Raw genomic sequence first — 24,895 nt, 5'->3', positions numbered from 1 at the left:
TTACAGCGTTTCCCTAAAGCTTCCAGGCCTGCCTGAGCCGCTGCAGCGCCTCGACGATCTGCGCCTCGGGCACCGCAGCAAAACCCAGCACCAGCCCGGCGCGGGCGTCCTCGGCCGGCTCGCTGCCGGGCAGCCAGTAATCGCTCAAGGGGTTCATCTCGATGCCGGCTGCGCGTGCGGCGCCGATCAGCTCACGCTCACGGGCCAGGCTCTCGACCCTGATGCTCAGGTGCAGACCGGCCTCCACGGCCGGTAACGGCGAGCAGCCGCGGATCGCCTTCGGCCAGGCCGCGAGCAAGGCGTCGCGGCGGCTGCGCGCGGCCTGGCGCATGCGCCGCACATGGCGCTGGAAGTGCCCGGCGGCGATGAACTCGGCCATCACCGCCTGGGCGCCCACCTCCGAATGACGCATCTCCAGCGCCTGGCGCCTCGCGAAGCGCTCCGCCAGCGCCGGCGGCAGCAGCAGATAACCCAGGCGCAGCGCCGGGAAGGCGAGCTTGCCGAAGGTGCCGACGTAGATCACCCGCTGCTGCTCGTCCAGCGCGGCCAGCGGCGCCAGCGGCGTGCCGCTGTAGCGGTACTCGCCGTCGTAGTCGTCCTCGACGATCCAGCCGTTTACCCGCTTGGCCCACTCCAGCAGCGCCAGGCGCCGCGGCAGCGACAGGGTCACGCCGGTGGGGTACTGGTGCGCCGGGGTGACATAGGCCAGCCGGCAGTTTTCCAGGCGCTGCAGGGCGGTGACGTCCAGGCCTTCGCCGTCCACCGCCACGCCGCACAGCTGCGCGCCGGCCACGGCGAAGGCATGGCCGGCGGCGCGGTAGCCGGGGTTTTCCACCGCCACCCGCTCGCCCGGTTGCACCAGCAGCCGGGCGCACAGGCTGATGGCCTGCTGCGAGCCGCAGGTGATCAGCACCTGGTGCGCCTCGCAGGCCAGGCCGCGGCTGTTGCGCAGGTAGGCGGCGATCAGCTCGCGCAGCCGCGGGTCGCCGGCCGGGTCGCCATAACCCAGCCGTTCCGCCGCGGGCTTGCGCCAGAAGCGCGCCTGCAGGCGGGCCCAGGTCTCGAAGGGAAACAGGTCGAAGGCCGGTACGCCGATACGGAAGGCACGCGGCGCGCCGCTCGGCGGCAGCGGCAGGTGGTGCGCTTGCAGGCGCTGCAATGCCGGGTCGAGTGCCGCCGGCGTAACGGTTGGCGATGGCGTGGGGCGACTGCGCGGCAGTTCGGCGACGTAGGTGCCATCGCCCACGCGCCCGGCCACATAGCCCTCGGCATAGAGCTGGTCGAGTGCGCGGGTCACGGTATTGCGCGAGATGCCCAGCCGCGTCGCCAGCTCGCGGCTGGCGGGCAGCCGTGCACCACCGCCCAGGCGGCCATCGAGGATGCGCTCGCGCAAGGCCTGGTAGAGCTGGCGCGCCAGGCCCCGGCCGGGTTGCAGACGAATGCCGGAAAGGTCGAAGGGGAGCGAAGGCGAGCGGCTCATGGTGGCTACGATTGGCTCTATTGAAGTCGTATGAAATGGATCTTACATCAGGCCAATCCCCTGCCTAGCATGGCCCCATCCCGCCAGGAGACGCCGCCATGTACTGCCCCGCCGCCTTTCGCCAGGACGATCTGGCCAGCCTGCATGCGCAGATCCAGGCCTGTGGCCTGGCGCTGCTCAGCAGCGCTGGCGCCCAGGGGCTGCAGGCCAGCCATCTGCCGCTGCTGTTGGAGCCGGGCGAGGGCGAGTTCGGCACGCTCTACGGCCATTTCGCCCGCGCCAACCCGCACTGGCGCGACCTGGCCGACGGCGCCGAGGCACTGGTGGTGTTCAGCGGGCCGGACGCCTACGTGCATCCCGGCTGGTACCCGGCCAAGGCCGAGCACGGCAAGGTGGTGCCGACCTGGAACTACATCGCCGTGCACGCCTGGGGCCAGGCCGAGCTGTTCGACGAGCCCGAGCGTCTGCTGGCGCTGGTCACGCGTCTGAGCGAGCGCCACGAACGGGGCCGCGCCCAGCCCTGGGCGGTCGGCGATGCGCCGCGCGAGTACCTCGACGCCATGCTGCGCGCCATCGTCGGCTTCGCCCTGCCGATCCGCCGCCTCGAGGGCAAGTGGAAGCTCGGCCAGAACCGCTCGGCGGCCGACCAGGCCGGCGTGCGCGCCGGCCTGGCCGCATCGGCCAATCCGCGCGAGCGCGAGCTGGCCGCGCGTATATGAGGCGCCGCGCTACTCCAGCACGAACAGGCCGTCGTGCAGCTGGGTGCCGGACAGGCGCTGGCGGATGTCGTCGTCGATCCGCGCGTCGTCCGGGGCGTAGAGCATCAGCTGGCGGTAGGCGTTGACCCGGTTGATCTCGTTGCCCAGGTATTGCCAGACCACCCGGGTGCAGGCCGGGGTGCGCCGGTCGCCGCTGGACACCCCGGTCTTGATGCCGTTGAGGCGGGTGATGCGGCTCTTGAAGCTGGGGATGAGGATGGTCTGGCTGATCTCGTTGCCGGTCAGCGACTCGTAGTCGATGAGGAACAGGCGGTCCTGCAGGTAGAAGGCCGCGCCCAGGTAGCGGCAGCGCACCCAGTCCTCGGCGCCGCCGCGGGTGCGTTCCTGACGCTCCTGGCGTTCCTGACGCTCGAACAGGTAGTTGCCGCGCTCCTCGCGCAGCTGCACCAGCGACAGCAGCACCTGGCCCGGTACCGACATGCAGTTGGAGTATTCGAAGTAGTAGCCGCAGTAGCGGCCCATCGGGCTGGCCTGCTGGCGCAGCGGCTCGAACAGTTCCAGCAGCGGGTCGCTGCCGGCCTGCGACTGGGCGTCGGGGCTGCGCGCGCCGACCAGGCGGGCGAACTGCTCGCTGGGCATGGCCAGCTCGAAGGGTTCGACGCCGAAAAAGTCGCAGATGCGCTTGAGGTTGTGCGCGGTCGGCCGGCTCTGCCCGGCCAGGTAGCGGTTGAACTGGGCGCGGTTGAGCGACAGTTTGCGGCACACCTCGGCGATCGAGCGGTAGTGGCTGCACAGCAGTTTCAGGTTGGCGCCGAGGGCATCGGACATGGGGGCGTACCGGCTGATGCAAGTGACGCGATTCTAGCATCAACTCGCGTCAGGTTGCCGCGACCCGCGAAATTGTCTGGCAAGGCCCCAATCGCCAACCATTCGCCAGCCGCCCGGCGGGGCTGCATTCCCATTCAGAACAACAAGAGAGAAAGCCTCCCATGCTCGATCTTCTCAACGACCTTATCTGGAGCAAGCTGCTGATCGTGATGCTGATCGGTCTCGGCCTGTACTTCACCGTCGTCTCGCGTTTCGTCCAGTTCCGCTACTTCAGCAGCATGTTCCGCATCTTCGCCGAGGCCTTCCAGCGCCAGCCCGGCCAGCTCAGCTCGTTCCAGGCGCTGATGCTGTCGGTGGCCGGCCGCGTCGGCGCCGGCAACATCGCCGGCGTATCGGTGGCGATCATGCTCGGCGGCCCCGGCGCGATCTTCTGGATGTGGGTCGTGGCCCTGGTCGGCATGGCCACCAGCTACTTCGAGTGCTCCCTGGCGCAGCTGTACAAGCGCCGCGAAGCCGACGGCAGCTACCGCGGCGGTCCGGCTTTCTACATCCAGCACGGCCTCGGCCAGCGCTGGCTGGGCATCGTCGTGTCGATCCTGCTGCTGGTGACCTTCGGCTTCGGCTTCAACGCCGTGCAGTCCTTCACCGTGGCCAGCTCGTTGCACGACACCTTCGGCCTGCCGACCATCGTCAGCGGCCTGATCCTGACCGCGGTGATCGGCCTGATCATCTTCGGCGGCATCAAGCGCATCGCCAGCATGGCCGACGTGCTGGTGCCGGTGATGGCCTTCTCCTACATCGCCATGGCGCTGGTGGTGATCGGCCTGAACCTGCCCGAGGTGCCGGCGGTATTCGCCCTGATCGTCAAGAGCGCCTTCGGCCTGGAGCCGGCCTTCGCCGGCGGCATCGGCGCGGCGATCATGATGGGCGTCAAGCGCGGCCTGTTCTCCAACGAGGCGGGCCTCGGCAGCGCGCCGAACGTGGCCGCCGTGGCCGAGGTCAAGCACCCGGCCGCGCAGGGCATCGTGCAGTCGCTCAGCGTGTTCATCGACACCCTGCTGGTGTGCACCAGCACCGCGCTGATCATCCTGCTCTCCGGCGTCTATCAGCCGGGCAGCGAAATGGCCGGCGTGGTCCTGACCCAGACCGCCCTGGCGGCCGTGGTCGGCGAGTGGGGCCGGGTGTTCGTCAGCCTGGCGCTGCTGCTGTTCGTCTTCACCACCCTGATCTACAACTACTACCTCGGCGAGAACGCCCTCGGCTTCTTCAGCCAGAAGCGCGCGCCGGTCATGGTCTACCGCGTGCTGGTGGTGTGCCTGGTGCTGTGGGGTTCGGTGCAGGACCTGGGCACCGTGTTCGCCTTCGCCGACGTCACCATGGGCCTGCTGGCCATCTGCAACCTGGTGGCCCTGGCGCTGCTGTTCAAGGTCGGCCTGCGCCTGATGCGCGACTACGACAGCCAGATCAAGGCTGGTGTAGAGTCGCCGGTATTCGACGCCAAGCAGTTCGCCGACCTGGACCTCGACCCGGCGGTGTGGAACGGCCAGGCGGCCAAGCCTGCCGTCGCCGCGAACCCGGCCGAGATCGGCGACCGGGTGCACCAGCGTTGAGTTGACCCAAGCAAGGAAGGAGGGGGCCAAGGCCCCCTTTCTTTTGCCCGTGATTTGCGAGGAGAGCCCATGGCGACCCCTGAGAAACTGCTGGTGCTGTACACCGGCGGCACCATCGGCATGCAGATGAGCGCAGACGGCCTGGCGCCGGCCTCCGGCTTCGAGGCGCGGATGCGTGCGCAGCAGGCCGAGGAGGCGCAGGGCGAGCTGCCGCAGTGGCAGTTTCGCGAGCTGCTGCCGCTGATCGACAGCGCCAACATGAACCCGGGCCACTGGCTGGCCCTGCGCGACGCCATAGTCGCGGCGGTCGAGGTCGACGGCCATGACGCCGTGCTGGTGCTGCACGGCACCGACACCCTGGCCTACAGCGCCGCGGCGCTGAGCTTCTTGCTGCTCGGCCTGGGCGTGCCGGTGCTGCTCACCGGCGCCATGCAGCCGGCCGGGGTGGCCGGCGGCGACGCCTGGCCCAACCTGTTCGGTGCCATGCGCGCGCTGCGGCGCGGCGTGGCGCCGGGCGTGCACCTGTACTTCAACGGCCAGCTGCTGCACGGCGCGCGCTGCTCCAAGCTGCGCAGCGACGCCTTCGACGCCTTCCAGGTGCTGCCGCGTCGGCGCCAGGCCGAGCGCGCCGCCATCGACGCGCGCATCGACTATCGCCAGCCGCGCCAGGCGGCCAATCTGGCCGTGCTGCCGCTGCACCCGGCGCTGCAGGCTGCCCATCTGCGCGCCCTGCTCGATAGCGGCGTGCAGGGGCTGCTGCTGGAATGCTACGGCAGCGGCACCGGGCCGGCCGGCGACGCCGAGCTGCTGGCGGTGCTGGACGAGGCGCACGCCCGCGGCGTGGTGCTGGCGGCGATCAGCCAGTGCCCGCAGGGGCATGTCGAGTTCGGCGTGTACGCCGCCGGCAGCCGCCTGGCCGGGGCCGGCCTGGTGTCCTGCGGCGGCATGACCCGCGAGGCGGCGCTGGGCAAGCTGTTCGCCCTGCTCGGCGCCGGGCTGGCGCCGGCCGAGGTGGAACACTGGCTGGCGCGCGATCTCTGTGGTGAGATGAGCGACTGACGTCTCACGCCAACCAGGAGGGAAGCCATGAGCCTCGAGATCCGCCCCGTCAGCGCCGCCGACCACGCCGCCTGGCTGCCGCTGTGGCAGGGCTACCAGCGTTTCTACATGACCGAGATCGCCGCCGAGACCAGCGCCGTGACCTGGCAGCGCTTCCTCGATCCGGCCGAGCCGATGGGTGCGGCGCTGGCCTGGCAGGGCGATGAGGCGGTCGGCCTGGTGCACTGGGTGATCCACCGCTCGACCTGGACGGTCGGCGACTACTGCTACCTGCAGGACCTGTTCGTCGCCAAGGGCCAGCGCAGCGGCGGCATCGGCCGCCAGCTGATCCAGCACGTCTACCAGCAGGCGCGCGCAGCCGGCTGCTCGCGGGTGCACTGGCTGACCCACGAGAGCAACAGCCAGGCCATGCTGCTCTACGAACGCATCGGCGAGCGCTCCGGGTTCGTCCAGTACCGCAAGTTGCTCTGACCGTCCAGGCGACGCGCGGCCGTAGGGTGCGCCGTGCGCACCAAGGCGGTACGGCTTAGAACACCGACCAGCCGATGCGCTGGCTGAGCAGTTCCAGCGCCTTCATTCCGGCCAGCGAGTTGCCGGCGGCGTTCAGTTCCGGCGACCACACGCAGACGCTGAAACGCCCCGGCACCACCGCGACTATGCCGCCGCCGACCCCGCTCTTGCCCGGCAGGCCGACCCGGTAGGCGAAGTTGCCGGCCTCGTCGTACAGCCCGCTGGTGGCCATGATGGCGTTGATCTGCTTGCTCTGCCGCGGCGACAGCACCTGCTCGCCGCTGTGCTGGCAGAAGCCCTGGTTGGCCAGGAAGCCGAAGGCGCGGGCCAGGTCGACGCAGCTCATGCGCAGCGCGCAGCAGCTGAAATAGCTGCGCAGCACCGCCTCCACCTCGTTGTGGAAGTTGCCGAACGACTGCATCAGGTAGGCCGCCGCGGCGTTGCGCGCGCGGTGCTGGTATTCCGACTCGGCGACCTGGTTGTCCACCGTCACCTCGGGGTTGCCCGACAGGCGCCGGACGAAGTCGCGCATCGACAGCGCCGGCGCGGCGAAGCGCGACTGGTTGATGTCGCAGATCACCAGCGCGCCGGCGTTGATAAAGGGGTTGCGCGGCTTGCCGCGCTCGAATTCGAGCTGTACCAGCGAGTTGAACGGCTGCCCGGACGGCTCGTGGCCGAGGCGCTGCCAGATGGCCTCGCCGCTGTGGCCGATGGCCTGCACCAGGCTGAACACCTTGGAGATGCTCTGGATCGAGAACGGCGTACGCGCCGCGCCGGCCACGTGCAGCTGACCGTCGTTGCCGTACACGGCGATGCCCAGCTGGTTGGCCGGCACCCCGGCCAGGGCGGGAATGTAGTCGGCCACTTTGCCCTGGCCGATCAGCGGGCGGACTTCATCGAGTATCTCGTTCAACAGCGCTTGCATGCTCGGGCTCGCGGCAGAGCCGGGCGAGGCCCGGCGTACCGCAGCTAGACGCCGGCCGGCGGCCGGGAATCACAGGCGCTCAGCGCTCCTGCGGCAGCTGCAGCTCGACGCCCAGTTGCTGCGACAGGCAGGGCCAGCGTTGCCAGGCGGCGACCGTGCCCGGCGCGGCGAGGCGCTCGCGGTAGGCCTGCACCGAGGGCTGGGCGAAGCTGGCATCGTCGAGCAGGCCGGCCAGGGCGTGATGCACCGCCTCGTCCAGCTGGTTGGCGAAGGGCTCGCCGATCAGCTGGTGGGCGATCAGGTTGGCGCGGGTGGTGTCCAGCGGGATCAGCGGCTGGCCGAGGTGGCCGATGTAGCGGTCGTTGACCTCCTCGACCAGGCGGTGGGCCAGGTAGGCCTCGTCGAGCAGGCCCTCGAGGCCGTTGTGCCCGTTCAGCAGCGCCGGCGGTTGCAGGAAGAACTGCTCGGCCAGCTGCAGCACCGGCCCGACCGCCGCCTCGATGCCGGCCTCGCGCGCCACCGCGGCGGCGGCGTCGAGCACGTCCGGCACCTGCTCGATATAGGCGACGACAAAGGCATTCAGGGTAGCGCCGGCGTTCTCGGCGGGCAGGCGGATGGCCGGGTGCAGGCGCTCCAGCTGGGCCTGCAGGAACTGCGCGAGGGGCTGGCTGCCGGCCTCGTGCTGGCGGGCCCGGTCGATCAATTGGCGGATGGCGGCGGTGTTCATGACTGCTCCTACGATTTGAGGACATGGACGTGAACCTTAGCCGGCGCGTGTGCCTGGCTAAGACGCGATTGTCATAACTTTTTAATACTTATGCGAGCTCGCTATATGGGAACTCGCCGATCTTTCTCCAGTCCTTTCCAGCCGGGGCGTTTAGGACAAGGCTTGCGTGGCTTCGGCCATTTTCGCGGTCACGTTGCGAGCTGAAAGTCGCCGTCTATACTCGAGTTCGAAAGGCAGTACCTGATGGAACCGGACGGGCTTAGGCACGGAGAGGTTTCGACAGCAGTCGCCAGCAGTCAGGGGCACCAGCGCAGGCAGTGAAGGCTAGCGTGGGCGTTCCGTACGGCAGTCGATCCCTTAGCCGCAGGCTCCGCCGGCGGGATAACAAGAATCATAAGGGGAACCCGCAATGATGCGACATCCACGAGTCTGGATGGGCCTCCTGCTGTGGCTGGCATTGGGCTCGGCGCACGCCGAGTGGGCGGTCAATATGGCGCCCGGTGTCACCGAGGTCAGCCGCTCGGTCTTCGACCTGCACATGACCATCTTCTGGATCTGCGTCGTGATCGGCGTGGTGGTGTTCGGCGCCATGTTCTGGTCGATGATCGTCCACCGCCGCGCCACCGGCCAGGAGCCCGCGCACTTCCACGAAAGCACCACGGTCGAGATCCTCTGGACCGTGGTGCCGCTGGCGATCCTGGTGCTGATGGCGATTCCGGCGACCAAGACCCTGATCGAGATCTACGACACCTCCGAGTCGGAACTGGATATCCAGGTCACCGGCTACCAGTGGAAGTGGCACTACAAGTACCTGGGCCAGGACGTCGAGTTCTTCAGCAACCTTTCCACGCCCAAGGCGCAGATCGACAACCGCGCGGCCAAGGGCGAGCACTACCTGCTGGAGGTGGACGAGCCGCTGGTGGTGCCGGTGGGCACCAAGGTGCGCTTCCTGATCACCGCCGCCGACGTCATCCACTCCTGGTGGGTGCCGGCGCTGGCGGTGAAGAAGGACGCCATCCCCGGCTTCATCAACGAATCCTGGACGCGCATCGACGAGCCCGGCATCTACCGTGGCCAGTGTACCGAGCTGTGCGGCAAGGACCACGGCTTCATGCCGGTGGTTGTCGAGGCCAAATCCAAGGAGGACTTCGCCGCCTGGTTGGCCGAGCGCAAGGCGGCAGCTGCCGCCGAACGCGAGCTGACCAGCAAGGAGTGGACCCTGGACGAGCTGATGGCGCGCGGCGAGAAGGCCTACGGCACCGCCTGCGCCGCCTGCCACCAGGCCGGTGGCGAGGGCCTGCCGCCGATGTTCCCGGCACTCAAGGGCTCGGCCATCGCCACCGGGCCGGCCGCAGGCCATATCGACATAGTGGTCAACGGCAAGCCGGGCACCTCCATGGCCGCCTTCGGCAAGCAACTGTCGGAGGTCGATCTGGCCGCCATCATCACTTACGAGCGCAACGCCTGGGGCAACAAGGTCGGCGACATGGTCACGCCCAAGGACATCCTCGACTTCAAGAAGGCTCAGGAGTAAGGACATGAGTGCAGTGATCGATTCCCATGGCCATGCCGCGCATGACCATCACCACGGCCCGGCCAAGGGTCTGATGCGCTGGGTGCTGACCACCAACCACAAGGACATCGGCACCATGTACCTGTGGTTCAGCTTCGCCATGTTCCTGCTCGGCGGGACCATGGCCATGGTGATCCGCGCCGAGCTGTTCCAGCCCGGCCTGCAGATCGTGCAGCCGGAGTTCTTCAACCAGATGACCACCATGCACGGCCTGATCATGGTGTTCGGCGCGGTGATGCCGGCCTTCGTCGGCCTGGCCAACTGGATGATCCCGCTGATGGTCGGCGCGCCGGACATGGCCCTGCCAAGGATGAACAACTTCAGCTTCTGGCTGCTGCCGGCGGCCTTCGGCCTGTTGATCAGCACGCTGTTCATGGAGGGCGGCGGGCCCAACTTCGGCTGGACCTTCTACGCGCCGCTGTCGACCACCTACGCGCCGGAGTCGGTGACCTTCTTCATCTTCGCCGTGCACCTGATGGGCATCAGCTCGATCATGGGCGCGATCAACGTGATCGCCACCATCCTCAACCTGCGCGCCCCCGGCATGACCCTGATGAAGATGCCGCTGTTCGTCTGGACCTGGCTGATCACCGCCTTCCTGCTGATCGCGGTGATGCCGGTGCTGGCCGGCTGCGTGACCATGATGCTGATGGACGTGCACTTCGGCACCAGCTTCTTCAATGCCGCCGGCGGCGGCGACCCGGTGTTGTTCCAGCACGTGTTCTGGTTCTTCGGCCACCCCGAGGTGTACATCATGATCCTGCCGGCGTTCGGCGCGGTCAGCTCGATCATCCCGGCCTTCGCGCGCAAGCCGCTGTTCGGCTACACCTCGATGGTCTACGCCACGGCGTCGATCGCCTTTCTGTCGTTCATCGTCTGGGCGCACCATATGTTCACCGTAGGGATACCCCTCACGGGCGAGCTGTTCTTCATGTACGCCACCATGCTGATCGCCGTGCCCACCGGGGTGAAGGTGTTCAACTGGGCCAGCACCATGTGGCAGGGCTCGATGACCTTCGAGACGCCGATGCTGTTCTCGGTGGCCTTCGTCATCCTGTTCACCATCGGCGGCTTCTCCGGGCTGATGCTGGCCATCGCCCCGGCGGACTTCCAGTACCACGACACCTACTTCGTGGTGGCGCACTTCCACTACGTGCTGGTGCCCGGGGCGATCTTCGGCATCTTCGCCTCGGCCTACTACTGGCTGCCGAAGTGGACCGGGCACATGTACGACGAGACCCTGGCCAAGCTGCATTTCTGGATGAGCTTTATCGGCATGAACCTGGCGTTCTTCCCGATGCACTTCGTCGGCCTGGCCGGCATGCCGCGGCGCATCCCCGACTACAACATGATGTTCGCCAACTTCAATATGGTCTCGAGCATCGGCGCCTTCATGTTCGGCGCCACCCAGCTGCTGTTCCTGTTCATCGTCATCAAGTGCATCCGCGGCGGCAAACCGGCCCCGGCCAAGCCCTGGGACGGCGCCGAGGGGCTGGAGTGGACGGTGCCCTCGCCGGCGCCCTACCACACCTTCAGCACGCCGCCGGACGTGAAGTAGGAGGCCGGCCGTGAGCGAAGTGATCGGCACCCGTCGTCTGGTCGTACGCCTGCTGCTGGTGGTGGTGGCGATGTTCTGCTTCGGCGTGTTCGTCCTGCCGCCGTTCTACGACGCCATGTGCAAGGTGTTCGGCATCAACGGCAAGACCGCCGGCGCCTACCAGGGCGAACAGGCGGTAGACGCGGCGCGCCAGGTGCGCGTGCAGTTCCTCGCCACCAACGCCGCCGGCATGGTCTGGGAGTTCGGCCCGCAGGCCGACGAGATCCTGGTTCACCCCGGCGAGCCGCGCGACATGCTGTTCGTCGCCTACAACCCGAGCAGCGAGCCGATGACCGCGCAGGCCGTTCCCAGCGTGTCGCCGTCCAAGGCGGCGGCCTTCTTCCACAAGACCGAATGTTTCTGCTTCACCCAGCAGGTGCTGCAACCCGGCGAGCGTATCGAGATGCCGGTGCGCTTTATCGTCGACAGAGATTTGCCCGACGACGTCAAGCACCTGACCCTGGGCTACACCCTGTTCGATATCACCGCGCGCAAGCCGCCCGTGGCGCAGGCTCCATAAGGAGAACAACAATGTCGAGTCACGAGAATCACGAAAACTATTACGTGCCCGCGCAGAGCAAGTGGCCGATCATCGCCACCCTCGGCATGCTGGTCAGCGTCTACGGCGTGGGCACCTGGTTCAACGACATGAGCGCCGGCCGCGACGGCTCCAATGGCCCGCTGATCTTCTTCGTCGGCGGCCTGATCCTGGCCTGGATGCTGTTCGGCTGGTTCGGCAACGTGATCAAGGAGAGCCGCGGCGGCCTGTACAGCGCGCAGATGGATCGCTCGTTTCGCTGGGGCATGAGCTGGTTCATCTTCTCCGAGGTGATGTTCTTCGCCGCCTTCTTCGGCACCCTGTTCTACATCCGCACCTTCGCCGGGCCCTGGCTCGGCGGCGAGGGCGACAAGGGCGTGACCAACATGCTCTGGGAAGGCTTCGAGTACAGCTGGCCGTTGCTGCAGAACCCCGATTCCAAGCTGTTCCCGCCGCCCACCGCGGTGATCGATCCCTGGCACCTGCCGCTGATCAACACCATCTTGCTGGTGACTTCCAGCTTCACCGTGACCTTCGCCCACCACGCGCTGAAGAAGAACCGGCGCGGCCCGCTCAAGGCCTGGCTGGCGGCCACCATTCTGCTCGGCGCGGTGTTCCTGTTCTTCCAGATCGAGGAATACATTGAGGCCTACACCGAGTTGGGCCTGACCCTCGGCTCGGGCATCTACGGCGCCACCTTCTTCATGCTCACCGGCTTCCACGGCGCCCATGTGACGCTCGGCGCGATCATCCTCACGGTGATGCTGGTGCGCATCCTGCGCGGGCACTTCGACGCCGACCAGCACTTCGGTTTCGAGGCCGCCGCCTGGTACTGGCACTTCGTCGACGTGGTCTGGCTGGGGCTGTTCGTCTTCGTCTATGTGCTTTGAGGCAGCAGCACGCCACAGGCTTCAAGCGGCAGCTAGAGGCTGCCGCTACCAGCTGACATGAGACACCAGTTGCCCCGAGTAGAAGCCCCAGGCGACCAGGGCGACGGTGATGGCGGTCAGCCCGACACGGACGGTCAGGGCGTTGACCACGCGGGAACCACGGCCTTCGTCCTTGACCAGGAAGACCAGGCCGCTGAACAGGCTGACCAGGGTGGCCAGCAGCATGAGGACGATCGCAGCCTTGAGCATGCGAGACTCCGGGGGAGTGGGCGATGTATTGCAGTATAGCCAGCCAGCACCTTGTCCGTGGGGAGGCCGCATGAGCGCCTTCCGTCCCGGCTGGCTGCCCAGCCTGCTGGTGGCCCTGCTGCTGCCCGGGTTGCTCGGCCTGGGCAGCTGGCAGTTGCAGCGCGCCGAGGACAAGCGCGCCCTGCTGGCCAGCTTCGAGGCCCGCCGCCAGGCCGCGCCGGTCGTCGTCGACCGGCTCGAGCGCGGCCGCGACCCGGCCTACCGGCGCGTGCGCCTGTACGGCCAGTTCGACGCCGCGCACAGCCTGCTGCTGGACAACCGCATGCGCGACGGCCGCGTCGGCGTGGAGCTGCTGCAACCCTTCTACGACCAAGCCAGCGGCCTCTGGGTGCTGCTCAACCGCGGCTGGCTGCCCTGGCCGGATCGGCGCCGGCCGCCGCAGTTCGCCACCCCCGAGGATGCCTTGGCCCTGACCGCCTGGGTCTATCTGCCGTCCAGCGGCGGCCTGCAGCTGGCGGACGCGGCGCCGGCGCAAGGCTGGCCGCGGCTGATCGGCGCGGTCGAAGTCGAGGCGCTGTGGCGCCAGCTCGGTCGCGGCGGCCTGCCCTTCGAGGCGCGCCTGGAGCCGGGCCCGGCGAGCTACCGGGTGGACTGGCCGGTGGTGGCCATGAGTCCGGACAAGCACACCGGCTACGCCGTGCAATGGTTCGCCCTGGCCGCGGCGTTGCTCGGCCTGTTCATCTATCTTGGAATACACAATGCACGGGAGAGTCGTCATGAACCCAGCCATCGCCCTGCCTGAGACCCCGCGCAAGGCGCGCGGCCGCTGGCAACTGCTGTTGCTGCTGGCCATCGCCATCGGCCCCATGCTGCTGGCCAGCGCCATGTACCAGTGGCGGTTCTGGGTGCCGGAGACGCGCAGTTACCACGGCGTGCTGGTCGGCACCGGGCAGACCCTGGCCGACCTCGGCGTACAGGGCGAGCTGGCGCCGCGCTGGCAGATCCTGGTCACCGCCCCCGCTGCCTGCGCCGCCGACTGCCAGCAACTGGTCTACCTGGCGCGGCAGATCCAGATCGGCCTCAACCGCGAGATCCTCCGCGCCAGCCATGGCCTGGCGGCGGGCGCAGCGCTGATGGCCGACTACGCCGCGCTGCTCGATCGCGAGTACCCGCAGCTGGGCCGCTACGGCCTGGATCGCCAGGCCTACGACCGGGCCACCGAGGCCCTGCCCGGCGCCTGGCTGTGGCTGGTCGACCCGCATGGCAACCTGGTGCTGCGTTACCCGGCCGGCAGCGACGGCAAGGCGATTCTCGACGACCTGCGTTTCCTGCTGAAGATTTCCCAAATCGGTTGAGGCTGACCCGCAGGCGCTTGCCTGCTAAGGATCGACGATGCGCAAACCCGGTTACCGCCTCGCTCTCTGCGCCACCCTGCTGGCCGCCGTGGTGGTGCTGCTCGGCGCCTACACCCGGCTGACCCACGCCGGCCTGGGTTGCCCGGACTGGCCCGGTTGCTACGGCTTTCTCGGCGTACCGATGAGCGAGCACAAGCTGGCCCTGGCCGAGGCGCGGTTCCCCGAGGCGCCGGTGGAGGTGGCCAAGGGCTGGTACGAGATGATCCACCGCTACTTCGCCGGCGCCCTCGGCCTGGTCATCCTCGGCCTGGCGGCGCAGGCGCTGCGCCGCCGCGGCGAGCCGGGCCAGCCGCTGAAGCTGCCGCTGGCACTGCTGGCGCTGGTGATACTGCAGGGCGCCTTCGGCATGTGGACGGTGACCCTCAAGCTCTGGCCGCAGGTGGTCACCGCCCATCTGCTCGGCGGCTTCGCCACCCTCAGCCTGCTGGCGCTGCTGTGCCTGCGCCTGTCCGGGCGCTTCGCCCCGCTGCAGCTGCCGGCGCGCCTGCGTGCCCTGGCGGCGGCCTGCCTGCTGCTGGTGATCGGGCAGATCGCCCTGGGCGGTTGGGTCAGCTCCAACTATGCGGCGGTGGCCTGCGTCGACCTGCCCACCTGCCACGGCGAGTGGTGGCCGGCGATGGATTTCGCCAACGGCTTCCACCTGACCCAGCATATCGGCCCCAATTACCTGGGCGGGCAGCTCGACAGCGACGCGCGCACCGCCATCCATATGAGCCACCGCATCGGCGCACTGATCGTCAGCCTGGCCCTGCTGCTGCTGGCCTGGCGGCTCAAGGCCGCCGGCCTGCCGCGCCTGGCCGGCCTGCTGCTGCTGGCGCTGGCGTTGCAGGTCGGCCTGGGCATCAGCAACGTGATCTTCCACCTGCCGCTGCTGGTGGCCGTGGCGCACAACGCCGGCGGCGCGGCCCTGCTGCTGACCCTGGTGCTGGTCAACTACCGCCTGCGGGCCAGTGCCCGCGCGGCTCGGCTCGCCGACGAACCCTGCGCCGGCGCGATGGCGCCGACGTTCGGCAAATAACGATAAAGAGGAGAAACGCCATGGCTACTGCGCTACGAGCCCACTCCGAACCCGCCAGCTGGCGCGACTACCTGGAGCTGACCAAGCCCAAGGTGGTGCTGCTGATGCTGATCACCTCGCTGGTCGGCATGTTCCTCGCCACGCGCGCCGGCGTGCCCTGGACCGTGCTGCTGTTCGGCAACCTCGGCATCGGCCTGTGCGCCGGGGCCGCGGCGGCGGTCAACCATGTGGTGGACCGGCGCATCGACTCGATCATGGCGCGCACGCACAAGCGCCCGGTCACCGCCGGGCGGGTCTCGCCGGCGGCGGCGCTGAGCTTCGCCCTGCTCCTGGCCGTGGCCGGTATGGCCCTGCTGCTGCTGTTCACCAACGCCCTGGCGGCCTGGCTGACCCTGGCCTCCCTGCTCGGCTACGCGGTGATCTACACCGGCTTTCTCAAGCGCGCCACGCCGCAGAACATCGTCATCGGCGGCCTGGCCGGCGCCGCGCCGCCGCTGCTCGGCTGGGTGGCGGTGACCGGGCATATGTCCGCCGAGCCGCTGTTGCTGGTGCTGATCATCTTCGCCTGGACCCCGCCGCACTTCTGGGCCCTGGCCATCCACCGCAAGGCCGAATATGCCAAGGCCGATATCCCCATGCTGCCGGTGACCCACGGCGAGCACTACACCAAGGTGCATATCCTGCTCTACACCCTGGTGATGTTCGCGGTGACCCTGCTGCCCTACGCCATCCACATGAGCGGGCCGCTCTACCTGGTCTGCGCGCTGCTGCTGGGCGGGCGCTTCCTGCACTGGGCCTGGGTGCTGTACCGTGACAGCAAACCGCACGCGGCGATCAATACCTTCAAGTACAGTATCTGGTACCTGTTCCTGCTGTTCATCGCCCTGCTGGCGGACCACTACCTGCTGCTGAATATCTAAAGGCTGTCATGACCCGCACCCAAATCACCGTTTTCGTCCTCGTCGCCATAGTCGCCCTGGTGCTGGGGCTCACCGTCAACAAGGTGCTGACCGCCAAGGGCCAGGGCGACCCCACCGCGCTGCTCGACGCCGGCATCGTGCTGCTGCCGCAGAGCCGCAGCCTGCCGGCGCTGAGCCTGACCAATCAGGATGGCGAAAGCGTGGCGGTGGATCAGCTCAAGGAGCAGTGGAGCCTGCTGTTCTTCGGCTACACCTTCTGCCCGGACATCTGCCCGGCCACCCTTGCCCAGCTGCGCCAGCTGCAGGGCCAGCTGCCCGAGGAAGCCCGCGCGCGGCTGCGCCTGGTGCTGGTCAGCGTCGACCCCAAGCGTGACACCCCGGAGCAGTTGAAGAAGTACCTGGCCTATTTCGATGCCGGCTTCGTCGGCCTGACCGGCGAGGAAGCGACGCTGCAGAAGTTCGCCAACGCGGTGAGCATCCCCTATATCCCCGCCGATACCAGCCAGGACAACTACACCGTCGATCACAGCGGCAACCTGGTGATCATCGGCCCGGACGGCACCCAGCGCGGCTTTATCCGCGCGCCGATCAACAACGCCAAGCTGGCCGAACAGCTGCCGGGGCTGGTTTCAGGCTCGTAGGGTGCGCCGCGCGCACCGGCTAGCGGTCGAAGGCATTGGCATTGGTGCACACGGCGCACCCTACGGGGCGTGGCCTACAGCGCGAACGGCAGCGCCAGCTCGACCCGCTGGCGCTGCGCCAGGCGGCGCTGGAACTCGCCCGGATCGTGGATCAGCACTTCCTGCCCGGCGAAGGACTCGGCTGCGATCAGCCGCGATAGCCAGAAGCGCACGCAGGCGATGCGCAGCATGGCCGGCCACAGCTCGGCCTCGGCAGCCGTGAACGGCCGCAGCGCGGCGTAGGCGCCGAGCAGCGCGCGGGCGCGGGCGCCGTCCAGGCTGCCATCCTCGTGCGAGCACCAGTCGTTCAGGCAGATCGCCAGGTCGTAGAGCATCGGCCCCGAGCAGGCGTTGTAGAAGTCGATCACCCCGGCCAGATGGTTGCCGTCGAACAGCACGTTGTCGCGGAACAGGTCGGCATGCAGGTTGGCCCGCGGCAGGGCGAGGATGCGGGCTTTCAGCGCGGCGATCTCGGCCAGTGCGTCGCGCAGCAGCGGCAGCTCGGCTTCCGGCAGCCTGAGCGCCAGGCTCGGGCCCTCGGCCAGCATCCAGTCCAGGCCGCGGTCGCTGCGCCGCTCCAGCGGCCGCTCGCGGGTGGCCAGATGGATACGTGCCAGCAGGCTGCCGACCTCCTGGCAATGGTGGGCGTTGGCCGCGTGCACGTGCTTGCCGGCCAGGCGCGGCTGCAGCAGCGCCGGCTTCTCCGCCAGGCTGCGCAGCGCCTGGCCATCCTCCGTGCGCAGGGCGTAGGGCACCGGCAGACCGGCGTCGTGGAGCACGTCGAGCAGTTCGATGAAGAACGGCAGGTCGGCCAGCGGGCCGCGCTCGACCAGGGTCAGGACGTACTCGCCCCGCTCCAGGCTGACGAAGAAGTTGCTGTTTTCGCTACCCGCGGCGATGCCCTGGAAGTCACGTAGGCGGCCGAGCCCGTAGGGCGCCAGGAAGACTTCGAGCTCGTGACGCTCCAGGGGGGTGAATACCGACATATCAGACCTTAATTGCCTTACCAGCTAAAGATTTCCCAGGAGGGGATCAACATGTCCGGATCGTCCGAACGCACGAAGTTGCCGTCGCTGCCGTCGGCGCGCACCAGGAAGTAGGGTTTGCCGTTTTTCGGAATCACCTTGATCGCGTAGAGAAAACCGTTGACCCGGTATTCCTGAATGGTGCGGTCGCCGTCCTGGCGGATGGTCACGTCCGGGTCGCCGGAGACCGGATCTTCGGCGTGAGCGGCGAGGGGGACGCAAGCCAGCAGGCCGACCAGCAAAAGGCGTTTGACTGTACCCATGGTAACCTTGCTCCTTCGTTTTCAATGATGCGGTCATTCTAGCGCCGCACCCGCCGAAAAGGTTGATCCCGCTCATGAGCCAAGCCCCGCTGATCCTGGTCGACGGTTCCTCCTACCTGTACCGCGCCTTCCACGCCCTGCCGCCGCTGACCACCTCCAAGGGCCTGCCCACCGGGGCGGTGAAGGGCGTGCTGAACATGCTCAAGAGCCTGCGCAAGCAGTACCCGAACAGCCCCTTCGCCGTGGTCTTCGACGCCAAGGGCGGCACCTTCCGCGACGAGCTGTTCGCCGAGTACAAGGCCAATCGCCCGTCCATGCCGGACGAGCTGCGTGTCCAGGTCGAGCCGCTGCACGCCAGCGTGCGCGCCCTCGGCCTGCCGCTGCTGTGCGTCGAAGGCGTGGAGGCCGACGACGTGATCGGCACCCTGGCCCGCCAGGCCGCCGGCGAGAAGCGCGACGTGGTGATTTCCACCGGCGACAAGGACATGGCCCAGCTGGTCTGCCCGCACGTTACGCTGGTCAATACCATGACCGGAAGCGTCTACGATGCCGATGGCGTAAAGGAGAAATTCGGTGTCGGTCCCGAGCTGATCATCGACTACCTGGCGCTGATGGGCGACAAGGTCGACAACATCCCCGGCGTGCCCGGGGTCGGCGAGAAGACTGCCCTCGGCCTGCTGGTCGGCATCGGCGGTGGCCTCGACGTGCTCTACGCCAACCTCGACAAGGTGCCCGAGCTGCCGATCCGCGGTGCCAAGGGCTTGCCGGCCAAGCTCGAAGAGCACCGCGAGATGGCCTACCTGTCCTACCAGCTGGCCACCATCAAGACCGACGTGGCGCTGAATATCGAGATCGAGTCGCTGCATCCGGGCGAGCCGGATCAGGCCGCGCTGGTCGAGCTGTACGGCGAGCTGGAGTTCAAGAACTGGCTCGACGAGCTGCTGCGGCAGAACAAGGCGCTGGCCACCAAGGCTGCTGCGCCGGCCGGCGACCTGTTCGCCGAACCGGCCGGCGACAGCGCCGAGGAAGTCGCCGAAGCGCTGCCGCCGAGTGCCGGCGACTACCAGCTGGTATTGGAGCAGGCGCAGTTCGACGCCTGGCTCAAGAAGCTGGAACAGGCCGAACTGATCGCCTTCGACAGCGAGACCACCAGCGTCGATGCCCAGCAGGCGCAGCTGGTTGGCCTGTCCTTCGCGGTCAAGGCCGGCGAGGCCGCCTATATCCCGCTGGCCCACTCCTATATGGGGGTGCCGCAGCAACTCGACCGCGACACTGTGCTCAAGGCGCTCAAGCCGATCCTCGAAGACCCGGCCAAGGCCAAGGTCGGCCAGCACGCCAAGTACGACATCAACGTCCTGGCCAATGCGACGACGCCGATTGCCGTGCAGGGCGTGGCTTTCGACACCATGCTCGAATCCTATGTGCTGGACTCGACAGCCACCCGCCACGACATGGACAGCCTGGCGCTGAAGTACCTCAATCACAGCACCATCCGTTTCGAGGACATCGCCGGCAAGGGCGCCAAGCAGCTGACCTTCGACCAGATCGCCCTGGACCAGGCCGGCCCCTACGCCGCCGAGGACGCCGACGTCACCCTGCGCCTGCACCAGGAGCTGTGGGGCCGGCTCGAAGCCGTGCCGTCGTTGGCCAAGGTGCTACGCGAAATCGAAATCCCGCTGGTGCCGGTGCTGGCGCGTATCGAGCGCAACGGCGCATTGGTCGACGCCAAGCTGCTCGGCGAGCAGAGCGTCGAGCTGGGCGACAGGCTGGTGGAGCTGGAGCGCGAGGCGTTCGCCATCGCCGGCGAGGAGTTCAACCTGGCCTCGCCCAGGCAGCTCGGCGTGATCCTCTACGAAAAACTCGGCTACCCGGTGATCAGCAAGACCGCCAAGGGCCAGCCCTCCACCGCCGAGGCGGTGCTCGCGGAGCTGGCCGAGCAGGACTTCGAGCTGCCCAAGGTGCTGATGCAGTACCGCTCCTTGAGCAAGCTCAAGAGCACCTACACCGACAAGCTGCCGGAGCAGATCAACCCGCGCACCGGGCGCATCCACACCAGCTACCACCAGGCGGTGGCGGCCACCGGCCGGCTGTCGTCGAGCGACCCGAACCTGCAGAACATCCCGATCCGCACCGCCGAAGGAAGGCGCATCCGCCAGGCCTTCGTCGCGCCGCAGGGCTACAAGATGATGGCCGCGGACTACTCGCAGATCGAGCTGCGCATCATGGCCCACCTGGCCAAGGACGAAGGCCTGCTGGATGCCTTCCGCCACGACCGCGACGTGCACAAGGCCACCGCCGCCGAGGTGTTCGGTGTGACGCTGGAGCAGGTGAGCAGCGATCAGCGGCGCAAGGCCAAGGCGATCAACTTCGGCCTGATCTACGGCATGAGCGCCTTCGGCCTGGCCAAGCAGATCGACGTCGACCGCAAGCAGGCGCAGGCCTATATCGACCGTTACTTCGCCCGCTATCCGGGCGTGCTGAGCTATATGGAACGCACCCGCGCGCAGGCCGCCGAGCAGGGTTATGTGGAGACGGTCTTCGGCCGCCGCCTGTACCTGCCGGAAATCCACGCGCAGAACCAGGCCATGCGCAAGGGCGCCGAGCGCGCGGCGATCAACGCGCCGATGCAAGGCACCGCGGCGGACATCATCAAGCGCGCCATGATCGCCGTGGACGCCTGGCTGCAGGACAGCGGCATCGATGCGCGGATCATCCTCCAGGTGCACGACGAACTGGTGCTGGAGGTGCGCGAGGAGCTGGTCGAGGAAGTCGGCGTGCAGATCAAGGCGCTGATGGGCGGCGCGGCGGAACTGGACGTGCCGCTGCTGGTGGAAGTGGGCGTCGGCGCCAACTGGGACGAGGCGCACTGAGTTCGGGTACTGCCTGGGCGTAGGCTGCGCTGTGCGCACCAGCGAAGGGTGTGTCGGTCGGCGCACCCACAAGCAAGGCTTCTGGGAATCAGCGCGCCGCGGCTTATTGCGAATGGTTTTTAAAAAAAGGATGAACTTTCCGCGAGGGCGCCCGGTCAGAGTTCTTGAATGGCCGTTAAGCCTTTCAATGCTCCTATGTTGTGTTAAGTGTTGGCAGACATCTGAACCCCGCCCTAGCGGTTCAGACCTTAAACCCCGAACTTCTCCCTCCCCATACGAAGCTCGGGGTTTTTTTTGCCTGTAGAAAGCTGCCGCTAGCGGCACTCTGCTGACCCTCTCCCGTTTATGGGAGAGGGTGCCCGAAGGGCGGGAGAGGGCTGCTTCGATGCGCTCTCAAGTCAAACAGGGCGGCTGCAGTCCCGTAGGGTGCGCTGTGCGCACCGAATACTCCCTACGGAGCCGGTGCGCACAGCGCACCCTACGCTTCAGGCCTCAGCGTTTTCTTCGTCCTCTTCCGGCAGCAGATCCAGCCAGCCGGCCAGCACCAGCTGCGCCTCTTCCACGCCCATGCGCTTGGGCGCCGAGAACAGCTGGATGCCGATGCCCTCGCCCCACTGCTTGCGGATTTCCTGCTGCACTTTGAGCAGGGCGTTCTTCGCCGCGCCGAAGGCCAGCTTGTCGGCCTTGGTCAGCAGGATGTGCAGGGGCATGCCGCTTGCCACCGACCAGTCCAGCATCATGCGGTCGAATTCGGTCAGCGGGTGGCGGATGTCCATCATCAGCACCAGGCCGCAGAGGCTCTCGCGGCTGCCCAGGTAGGCCTCCAGGTGCTTCTGCCAGTGCTGCTTGAGCGGGATCGGCACCTTGGCGTAGCCGTAGCCGGGCAGGTCGACCAGGCGGCGCTCGTCGTCCAGGCGGAAGAAGTTGAGCAGCTGGGTGCGCCCCGGGGTCTTCGAGGTGCGCGCCAGGCTGGCGTGGGTCAGGGTGTTCAGCGCACTCGACTTGCCGGCGTTGGAGCGGCCGGCGAAGGCCACTTCCAGGCCGCTGTCCTCGGGGCACTGATCGACCTTGGCGGCACTGATGAGGAAGCTGGCCTGCTGGCACAGACCGATGATGGGGTTCTTCGGGAGCATGGGGGTATCCGGTGGGCGCCCCGCACTCGCCAGCTGGCGTTCGGGGACTTGCGACATTTCCGCGCACCTGCGGCACGCCAGGTGGCGCGGCAAGCGGCGTCGTTTCCGTTTCAGCGTTGCCAGTATATAATGCCGCAGATTTTGTGTGCGCTTTGTCCCACCCGCAGGAACCCGATTGCCGGGAACGATTAACCAGGCTGCTCGCTAGAAAGCAGAACGTTCCCCTCCCTGATGAGGTAGATCTGATGAAGAAAATGCTGCTCGCGGCTGCCGTAACCCTGCTGTCCTTCAACGGCCATGCTGCCCAAGATCCGCAAGCTGTATACGACCGTGCCTGTGGCGTTTGCCATAACGGCCAGATTCCCACGGCCCCGCTCAAAGGCGACAAGGCCGCCTGGGAACCGCGTCTGGCCAAGGGCATGGACGCACTGGTACAGAGCGTCACCAATGGTTTGAATGCCATGCCGCCCCGCGGGTTGTGCATGGACTGCACGGCGGAGGACTACCAGGCGGTCATCAAGCTGATGACCGAATGAGTGGGCCCGGCCGATAACCCTTATCTCTCTTAGCCGTAGTTGGATTAGCTGATGAACAAAGTACTCGTGAGTCTGCTGTTGACCCTGGGCCTCACCGGCCTGGCACAGGCTGCCGGCGATGCCGCAGCCGGTCAGGGCAAAGTCGCCGTCTGTGGCGCCTGCCATGGCGCCGATGGCAACAGCCCCGCGCCAAACTTCCCCAAGCTGGCCGGTCAGGGCGAGCGCTACTTGCTCAAGCAGCTGCACGACATCAAGTCCGGCAACCGCCAGGTGGTCGAGATGACCGGCATGCTGGATAACCTCAGCGACCAGGACATGGCCGACATCGCCGCCTACTTCGCCAGCCAGCAGATGAGCGTCGGCGCCGCCGACCCCAAGCTGGTCGGGCGCGGCGAAGCGCTGTTCCGCGGCGGCAAGCTGGAAGAAGGCATGCCGGCTTGCACCGGTTGCCACTCGCCGAACGGCGCCGGCCTGGACGCCGCGGGCTTCCCGCAGCTGGGCGGCCAGCACGCCACCTACGTGGCCAAGCAGCTGACCGACTTCCGCGAAGGCAATCGCACCAACGACGGCGACGCGATGATCATGCGTGCCATCGCGGCCAAGCTGAGCAACAAGGATATCGAGGCGGTTTCCAGCTTTATCCAGGGTCTGCATTGATCGACCGCTGTTGCAGTTGGTAAGACAAAGGGTGGCTGCGGCCACCCTTTTTCGTATGCGCCGCGGCTACAATGGCCGGAACCTGCCCCCGGGCGACGAGTCCTAGTATCGATTCGCCATTGGGCGACGCTTACCAGCCAAGGAGTACTCCATGCGTAACCTGATTTTCGGCGCCGCTCTGGCCCTCAGCAGCCTGTTCGGCGTCGCCGCCCATGCCGAACCCGTCGCCGGCCAGCACTATGTCGAGCTGAAGAGCCCGGTACCGGTGTCCAAGCCCGGCCAGATCGAGGTGGTGGAGCTGTTCTGGTACGGCTGCCCGCACTGCTATCAGTTCGAGCCGACCCTCAATCCCTGGGTCGAGCAGCTGCCCGAGGACGTCAACTTCGTGCGCATCCCGGCCCTGTTCGGCGGCGTGTGGGACAAGCACGGGCAGATGTTCATCACCCTGGAAAGCATGAAGGTCGAGCAGAAGGTGCACGACGCCGTGTTCGCCGCCATCCACCAGGACAAGAAGCAGCTGGCCAGCCCCGAGGAAATGGCCGAGTTCCTCGCCACCCAGGGCGTGGATCAGGACGCCTTCCTCAAGACCTATAAGTCCTTCGCCGTCAAAGGCCAGATGGAAAAGGCCAAGAAACTGGCCATGGCCTACCAGATCACCGGCGTACCGGTGCTGGTGGTCAACGGCAAGTACCGCTTCGACATCACCTCCGCCGGCGGCCCGCAGCAGACCCTGGAAGTCGCCGACCACCTGATCGCCAAGGAGCGCGCCGCGCTCTGAGCGGCCGCTGCCGCCGACCATGTTGCGCCGCTGGCGACAGACCCGCGCGGTTGGCCTGTGCGATCCACAGGTCAACCCGCAGTGCGCCGCTGACACCCAGTGGCCCGCCGACGGCCTGCTGCGCCTGCTCAGCTTCAATGTCCAGGTCGGCATCAACACCCAGCGTTACCATCACTACCTGACCCGCAGCTGGCAGCACCTGCTGCCGCATGCCGGGCGCAGCGGCAACCTGCAGCGCATCGGCGACCTGCTCGCCGATTTCGACTTGGTGGCGTTGCAGGAGGTCGACGGCGGCAGCCTGCGTTCCGGCTACGTCAATCAGGTCGAGTACCTGGCCCAGCAGGGCGCCTTTCCCTACTGGTACCAGCAGCTCAACCGCAACCTCGGGCGTCTCGCCCAGCACAGCAACGGCGTGCTCAGCCGTCTGCGTCCGACCCTGCTGGAGGATCATCCGCTGCCCGGCCCGCCGGGGCGCGGGGCGATCTTCCTGCGCCTGGGCGAGGGCGAGCAGGCGCTGGGGGTGGTGATGATGCACCTGGCCCTCGGCCCGCGCACCCGTACCCGCCAGTTGGCCTACATTCGCGAGCGGGTCGGCGGGTTCCGCCACCTGGTGCTGATGGGCGACATGAACACCCACGCCGGCGACCTGCTGGAGAACTCGCCGCTACGCGACCTCGGCCTGATCGCGCCGCAGGTCCAGGCGACCTTCCCCAGCTGGCGGCCGCAGCGCTGCCTCGACCATATCCTGCTCAGCCCGGGGCTCGAACTGGGGCGGGTCGACGTGCTCAGCCAGCCGATCTCCGACCACCTGCCGGTGGCCGTGGAAATCCGCCTGCCGCGCGCTCAGATTAGTGGCCAAACGCCTATGCTGAAGGCGCCCTCCCGTGGATAAGCA

26 protein-coding genes are annotated in these 24,895 nt (G+C 67.5%); 18 read left to right on the top strand and 8 right to left on the bottom strand.

What is annotated here, in order from left to right:
- Positions 1-13 precede the first annotated feature (13 nt).
- Positions 14-1,480, bottom strand: coding sequence for a PLP-dependent aminotransferase family protein (locus ACIGKL_RS13895; protein ID WP_397487205.1), 1,467 nt, complete (start codon positions 1,478-1,480; stop codon positions 14-16).
- 98 nt (positions 1,481-1,578) lie between these two features.
- On the opposite strand from ACIGKL_RS13895, the gene ACIGKL_RS13890 reads away from it, so the two are divergent.
- A complete protein-coding gene (locus ACIGKL_RS13890) occupies positions 1,579-2,199 on the top strand; it encodes an FMN-binding negative transcriptional regulator (RefSeq protein WP_397487204.1) in 621 nt (206 codons plus the stop codon).
- Positions 2,200-2,208: 9 nt separating this feature from the next.
- On the opposite strand, the gene ACIGKL_RS13885 is transcribed toward ACIGKL_RS13890, so the two are convergent.
- Positions 2,209-3,027: a helix-turn-helix domain-containing protein gene (locus ACIGKL_RS13885; RefSeq protein WP_397487203.1), complete on the bottom strand. Its 819-nt coding sequence runs from the start codon at positions 3,025-3,027 to the stop codon at positions 2,209-2,211.
- 161 nt (positions 3,028-3,188) lie between these two features.
- Between ACIGKL_RS13885 and ACIGKL_RS13880 the strand changes: the two genes are divergently transcribed.
- The 3 genes from ACIGKL_RS13880 (at position 3,189) to ACIGKL_RS13870 (ending at position 6,167) form a co-directional block, all read left to right on the top strand.
- The gene (locus ACIGKL_RS13880) at positions 3,189-4,637 is read left to right on the top strand and encodes an alanine/glycine:cation symporter family protein (protein ID WP_397487202.1); all 1,449 of its coding nucleotides are present in this window, start codon (positions 3,189-3,191) and stop codon (positions 4,635-4,637) included.
- Positions 4,638-4,706: 69 nt separating this feature from the next.
- A complete protein-coding gene (locus ACIGKL_RS13875; protein ID WP_397487201.1) occupies positions 4,707-5,696 on the top strand; it encodes an asparaginase in 990 nt (329 codons plus the stop codon).
- Between the two features lie 27 nt (positions 5,697-5,723).
- Positions 5,724-6,167, top strand: a complete 444-nt coding sequence (locus ACIGKL_RS13870) for a GNAT family N-acetyltransferase (protein WP_397487200.1) — start codon at positions 5,724-5,726, stop codon at positions 6,165-6,167.
- 55 nt (positions 6,168-6,222) lie between these two features.
- Here ACIGKL_RS13870 and glsB read toward each other — a convergent pair whose 3' ends face one another.
- Both glsB and ACIGKL_RS13860 read right to left on the bottom strand, forming a co-directional pair.
- Entirely contained in the window at positions 6,223-7,131 is a 909-nt protein-coding gene (glsB, locus tag ACIGKL_RS13865; RefSeq protein ID WP_397487199.1) for a glutaminase B, read from the bottom strand.
- A gap of 79 nt (positions 7,132-7,210) precedes the next feature.
- Positions 7,211-7,858, bottom strand: a complete 648-nt coding sequence (locus ACIGKL_RS13860; RefSeq protein ID WP_397487198.1) for a hypothetical protein — start codon at positions 7,856-7,858, stop codon at positions 7,211-7,213.
- Between the two features lie 409 nt (positions 7,859-8,267).
- On the opposite strand from ACIGKL_RS13860, the gene coxB reads away from it, so the two are divergent.
- From coxB to ACIGKL_RS13840, 4 genes are read left to right on the top strand one after another with little or no spacing between them, the layout of a single operon-like run.
- Positions 8,268-9,392, top strand: a complete 1,125-nt coding sequence (gene coxB / locus ACIGKL_RS13855) for a cytochrome c oxidase subunit II (RefSeq protein WP_397487197.1) — start codon at positions 8,268-8,270, stop codon at positions 9,390-9,392.
- Between the two features lie 4 nt (positions 9,393-9,396).
- A complete protein-coding gene (gene ctaD / locus ACIGKL_RS13850; protein ID WP_397487196.1) occupies positions 9,397-10,989 on the top strand; it encodes a cytochrome c oxidase subunit I in 1,593 nt (530 codons plus the stop codon).
- Positions 10,990-10,999: 10 nt separating this feature from the next.
- Positions 11,000-11,548 carry a cytochrome c oxidase assembly protein gene (locus ACIGKL_RS13845; RefSeq protein ID WP_397487195.1) on the top strand — a complete coding sequence of 183 codons (549 nt, stop codon included), beginning with the start codon at positions 11,000-11,002 and terminating at the stop codon, positions 11,546-11,548.
- Between the two features lie 11 nt (positions 11,549-11,559).
- The gene (locus tag ACIGKL_RS13840; RefSeq protein ID WP_397487194.1) at positions 11,560-12,456 is read left to right on the top strand and encodes a cytochrome c oxidase subunit 3; all 897 of its coding nucleotides are present in this window, start codon (positions 11,560-11,562) and stop codon (positions 12,454-12,456) included.
- 45 nt (positions 12,457-12,501) lie between these two features.
- Here the strand turns inward: ACIGKL_RS13840 and ACIGKL_RS13835 are convergent, their stop codons facing one another.
- Entirely contained in the window at positions 12,502-12,705 is a 204-nt protein-coding gene (locus tag ACIGKL_RS13835; RefSeq protein WP_021443181.1) for a twin transmembrane helix small protein, read from the bottom strand.
- A gap of 70 nt (positions 12,706-12,775) precedes the next feature.
- Between ACIGKL_RS13835 and ACIGKL_RS13830 the strand changes: the two genes are divergently transcribed.
- Genes ACIGKL_RS13830 through ACIGKL_RS13810 form a run of 5 tightly spaced genes read left to right on the top strand, consistent with a single transcriptional unit; the run spans position 12,776 to position 16,699 of the window.
- Entirely contained in the window at positions 12,776-13,507 is a 732-nt protein-coding gene (locus tag ACIGKL_RS13830) for an SURF1 family protein (RefSeq protein WP_397487193.1), read from the top strand.
- Complete coding sequence (locus tag ACIGKL_RS13825) at positions 13,482-14,060, top strand: hypothetical protein (protein ID WP_397487192.1); 579 nt, start codon at positions 13,482-13,484, stop codon at positions 14,058-14,060. The genes ACIGKL_RS13830 and ACIGKL_RS13825 overlap by 26 nt, the downstream gene beginning before the upstream one ends.
- 37 nt (positions 14,061-14,097) lie before the next feature.
- On the top strand, positions 14,098-15,138 hold the full coding sequence (locus tag ACIGKL_RS13820) for a heme A synthase (protein WP_397487191.1): 1,041 nt from the start codon (positions 14,098-14,100) through the stop codon (positions 15,136-15,138).
- 20 nt (positions 15,139-15,158) lie between these two features.
- The gene (gene cyoE, locus ACIGKL_RS13815) at positions 15,159-16,058 is read left to right on the top strand and encodes a heme o synthase (RefSeq protein ID WP_397487190.1); all 900 of its coding nucleotides are present in this window, start codon (positions 15,159-15,161) and stop codon (positions 16,056-16,058) included.
- 8 nt (positions 16,059-16,066) lie between these two features.
- Entirely contained in the window at positions 16,067-16,699 is a 633-nt protein-coding gene (locus ACIGKL_RS13810) for an SCO family protein (protein ID WP_397487189.1), read from the top strand.
- A gap of 74 nt (positions 16,700-16,773) precedes the next feature.
- On the opposite strand, the gene ACIGKL_RS13805 is transcribed toward ACIGKL_RS13810, so the two are convergent.
- The gene (locus ACIGKL_RS13805) at positions 16,774-17,724 is read right to left on the bottom strand and encodes a homoserine kinase (RefSeq protein ID WP_397487188.1); all 951 of its coding nucleotides are present in this window, start codon (positions 17,722-17,724) and stop codon (positions 16,774-16,776) included.
- Between the two features lie 17 nt (positions 17,725-17,741).
- Positions 17,742-18,026 (bottom strand): DUF2782 domain-containing protein, encoded by a 285-nt coding sequence (locus ACIGKL_RS13800; RefSeq protein WP_397487187.1) that lies wholly within the window; start codon positions 18,024-18,026, stop codon positions 17,742-17,744.
- Positions 18,027-18,100: 74 nt separating this feature from the next.
- Between ACIGKL_RS13800 and polA the strand changes: the two genes are divergently transcribed.
- Positions 18,101-20,896: a DNA polymerase I gene (polA, locus tag ACIGKL_RS13795; protein WP_397487186.1), complete on the top strand. Its 2,796-nt coding sequence runs from the start codon at positions 18,101-18,103 to the stop codon at positions 20,894-20,896.
- A gap of 485 nt (positions 20,897-21,381) precedes the next feature.
- Here polA and yihA read toward each other — a convergent pair whose 3' ends face one another.
- Positions 21,382-22,029, bottom strand: a complete 648-nt coding sequence (gene yihA, locus ACIGKL_RS13790; protein ID WP_397487470.1) for a ribosome biogenesis GTP-binding protein YihA/YsxC — start codon at positions 22,027-22,029, stop codon at positions 21,382-21,384.
- 245 nt (positions 22,030-22,274) lie between these two features.
- On the opposite strand from yihA, the gene ACIGKL_RS13785 reads away from it, so the two are divergent.
- From ACIGKL_RS13785 to ACIGKL_RS13770, 4 genes are all read left to right on the top strand, one after another.
- Positions 22,275-22,565, top strand: coding sequence for a c-type cytochrome (locus ACIGKL_RS13785; protein ID WP_397487185.1), 291 nt, complete (start codon positions 22,275-22,277; stop codon positions 22,563-22,565).
- Between the two features lie 51 nt (positions 22,566-22,616).
- Positions 22,617-23,222 (top strand): c-type cytochrome, encoded by a 606-nt coding sequence (locus ACIGKL_RS13780; RefSeq protein WP_397487184.1) that lies wholly within the window; start codon positions 22,617-22,619, stop codon positions 23,220-23,222.
- A 151-nt stretch (positions 23,223-23,373) separates the two neighbouring features.
- Positions 23,374-24,000, top strand: coding sequence for a thiol:disulfide interchange protein DsbA/DsbL (locus ACIGKL_RS13775; protein ID WP_397487183.1), 627 nt, complete (start codon positions 23,374-23,376; stop codon positions 23,998-24,000).
- A gap of 19 nt (positions 24,001-24,019) precedes the next feature.
- The gene (locus tag ACIGKL_RS13770; RefSeq protein WP_397487182.1) at positions 24,020-24,892 is read left to right on the top strand and encodes an endonuclease/exonuclease/phosphatase family protein; all 873 of its coding nucleotides are present in this window, start codon (positions 24,020-24,022) and stop codon (positions 24,890-24,892) included.
- Positions 24,893-24,895: the final 3 nt, after the last annotated feature.

Source organism: Pseudomonas sp. NPDC077186, from assembly GCF_044543505.1.
In the GTDB taxonomy this organism is placed as follows: domain Bacteria; phylum Pseudomonadota; class Gammaproteobacteria; order Pseudomonadales; family Pseudomonadaceae; genus Aquipseudomonas.
Note: the sequence above shows the minus strand (reverse complement) of the source record. Positions and strands in the feature narration are given on the sequence as shown.

Excerpts from the sequence above, each read along its gene's own strand:
- ACIGKL_RS13895 (WP_397487205.1), bottom strand. The coding sequence starts at position 1,480 with ATGAGCCGCTCGCCTTCGCTCCCCTTCGACCTTTCCGGCATTCGTCTG.
- ACIGKL_RS13890 (WP_397487204.1), top strand. The coding sequence starts at position 1,579 with ATGTACTGCCCCGCCGCCTTTCGCCAGGACGATCTGGCCAGCCTGCAT.
- ACIGKL_RS13885 (WP_397487203.1), bottom strand. The coding sequence starts at position 3,027 with ATGTCCGATGCCCTCGGCGCCAACCTGAAACTGCTGTGCAGCCACTAC.
- ACIGKL_RS13880 (WP_397487202.1), top strand. The coding sequence starts at position 3,189 with ATGCTCGATCTTCTCAACGACCTTATCTGGAGCAAGCTGCTGATCGTG.
- ACIGKL_RS13875 (WP_397487201.1), top strand. The coding sequence starts at position 4,707 with ATGGCGACCCCTGAGAAACTGCTGGTGCTGTACACCGGCGGCACCATC.
- ACIGKL_RS13870 (WP_397487200.1), top strand. The coding sequence starts at position 5,724 with ATGAGCCTCGAGATCCGCCCCGTCAGCGCCGCCGACCACGCCGCCTGG.
- glsB (WP_397487199.1), bottom strand. The coding sequence starts at position 7,131 with ATGCAAGCGCTGTTGAACGAGATACTCGATGAAGTCCGCCCGCTGATC.
- ACIGKL_RS13860 (WP_397487198.1), bottom strand. The coding sequence starts at position 7,858 with ATGAACACCGCCGCCATCCGCCAATTGATCGACCGGGCCCGCCAGCAC.
- coxB (WP_397487197.1), top strand. The coding sequence starts at position 8,268 with ATGATGCGACATCCACGAGTCTGGATGGGCCTCCTGCTGTGGCTGGCA.
- ctaD (WP_397487196.1), top strand. The coding sequence starts at position 9,397 with ATGAGTGCAGTGATCGATTCCCATGGCCATGCCGCGCATGACCATCAC.
- ACIGKL_RS13840 (WP_397487194.1), top strand. The coding sequence starts at position 11,560 with ATGTCGAGTCACGAGAATCACGAAAACTATTACGTGCCCGCGCAGAGC.
- ACIGKL_RS13835 (WP_021443181.1), bottom strand. The coding sequence starts at position 12,705 with ATGCTCAAGGCTGCGATCGTCCTCATGCTGCTGGCCACCCTGGTCAGC.
- ACIGKL_RS13830 (WP_397487193.1), top strand. The coding sequence starts at position 12,776 with ATGAGCGCCTTCCGTCCCGGCTGGCTGCCCAGCCTGCTGGTGGCCCTG.
- ACIGKL_RS13825 (WP_397487192.1), top strand. The coding sequence starts at position 13,482 with ATGAACCCAGCCATCGCCCTGCCTGAGACCCCGCGCAAGGCGCGCGGC.
- ACIGKL_RS13820 (WP_397487191.1), top strand. The coding sequence starts at position 14,098 with ATGCGCAAACCCGGTTACCGCCTCGCTCTCTGCGCCACCCTGCTGGCC.
- cyoE (WP_397487190.1), top strand. The coding sequence starts at position 15,159 with ATGGCTACTGCGCTACGAGCCCACTCCGAACCCGCCAGCTGGCGCGAC.
- ACIGKL_RS13810 (WP_397487189.1), top strand. The coding sequence starts at position 16,067 with ATGACCCGCACCCAAATCACCGTTTTCGTCCTCGTCGCCATAGTCGCC.
- ACIGKL_RS13805 (WP_397487188.1), bottom strand. The coding sequence starts at position 17,724 with ATGTCGGTATTCACCCCCCTGGAGCGTCACGAGCTCGAAGTCTTCCTG.
- ACIGKL_RS13800 (WP_397487187.1), bottom strand. The coding sequence starts at position 18,026 with ATGGGTACAGTCAAACGCCTTTTGCTGGTCGGCCTGCTGGCTTGCGTC.
- polA (WP_397487186.1), top strand. The coding sequence starts at position 18,101 with ATGAGCCAAGCCCCGCTGATCCTGGTCGACGGTTCCTCCTACCTGTAC.
- yihA (WP_397487470.1), bottom strand. The coding sequence starts at position 22,029 with ATGCTCCCGAAGAACCCCATCATCGGTCTGTGCCAGCAGGCCAGCTTC.
- ACIGKL_RS13785 (WP_397487185.1), top strand. The coding sequence starts at position 22,275 with ATGAAGAAAATGCTGCTCGCGGCTGCCGTAACCCTGCTGTCCTTCAAC.
- ACIGKL_RS13780 (WP_397487184.1), top strand. The coding sequence starts at position 22,617 with ATGAACAAAGTACTCGTGAGTCTGCTGTTGACCCTGGGCCTCACCGGC.
- ACIGKL_RS13775 (WP_397487183.1), top strand. The coding sequence starts at position 23,374 with ATGCGTAACCTGATTTTCGGCGCCGCTCTGGCCCTCAGCAGCCTGTTC.
- ACIGKL_RS13770 (WP_397487182.1), top strand. The coding sequence starts at position 24,020 with ATGTTGCGCCGCTGGCGACAGACCCGCGCGGTTGGCCTGTGCGATCCA.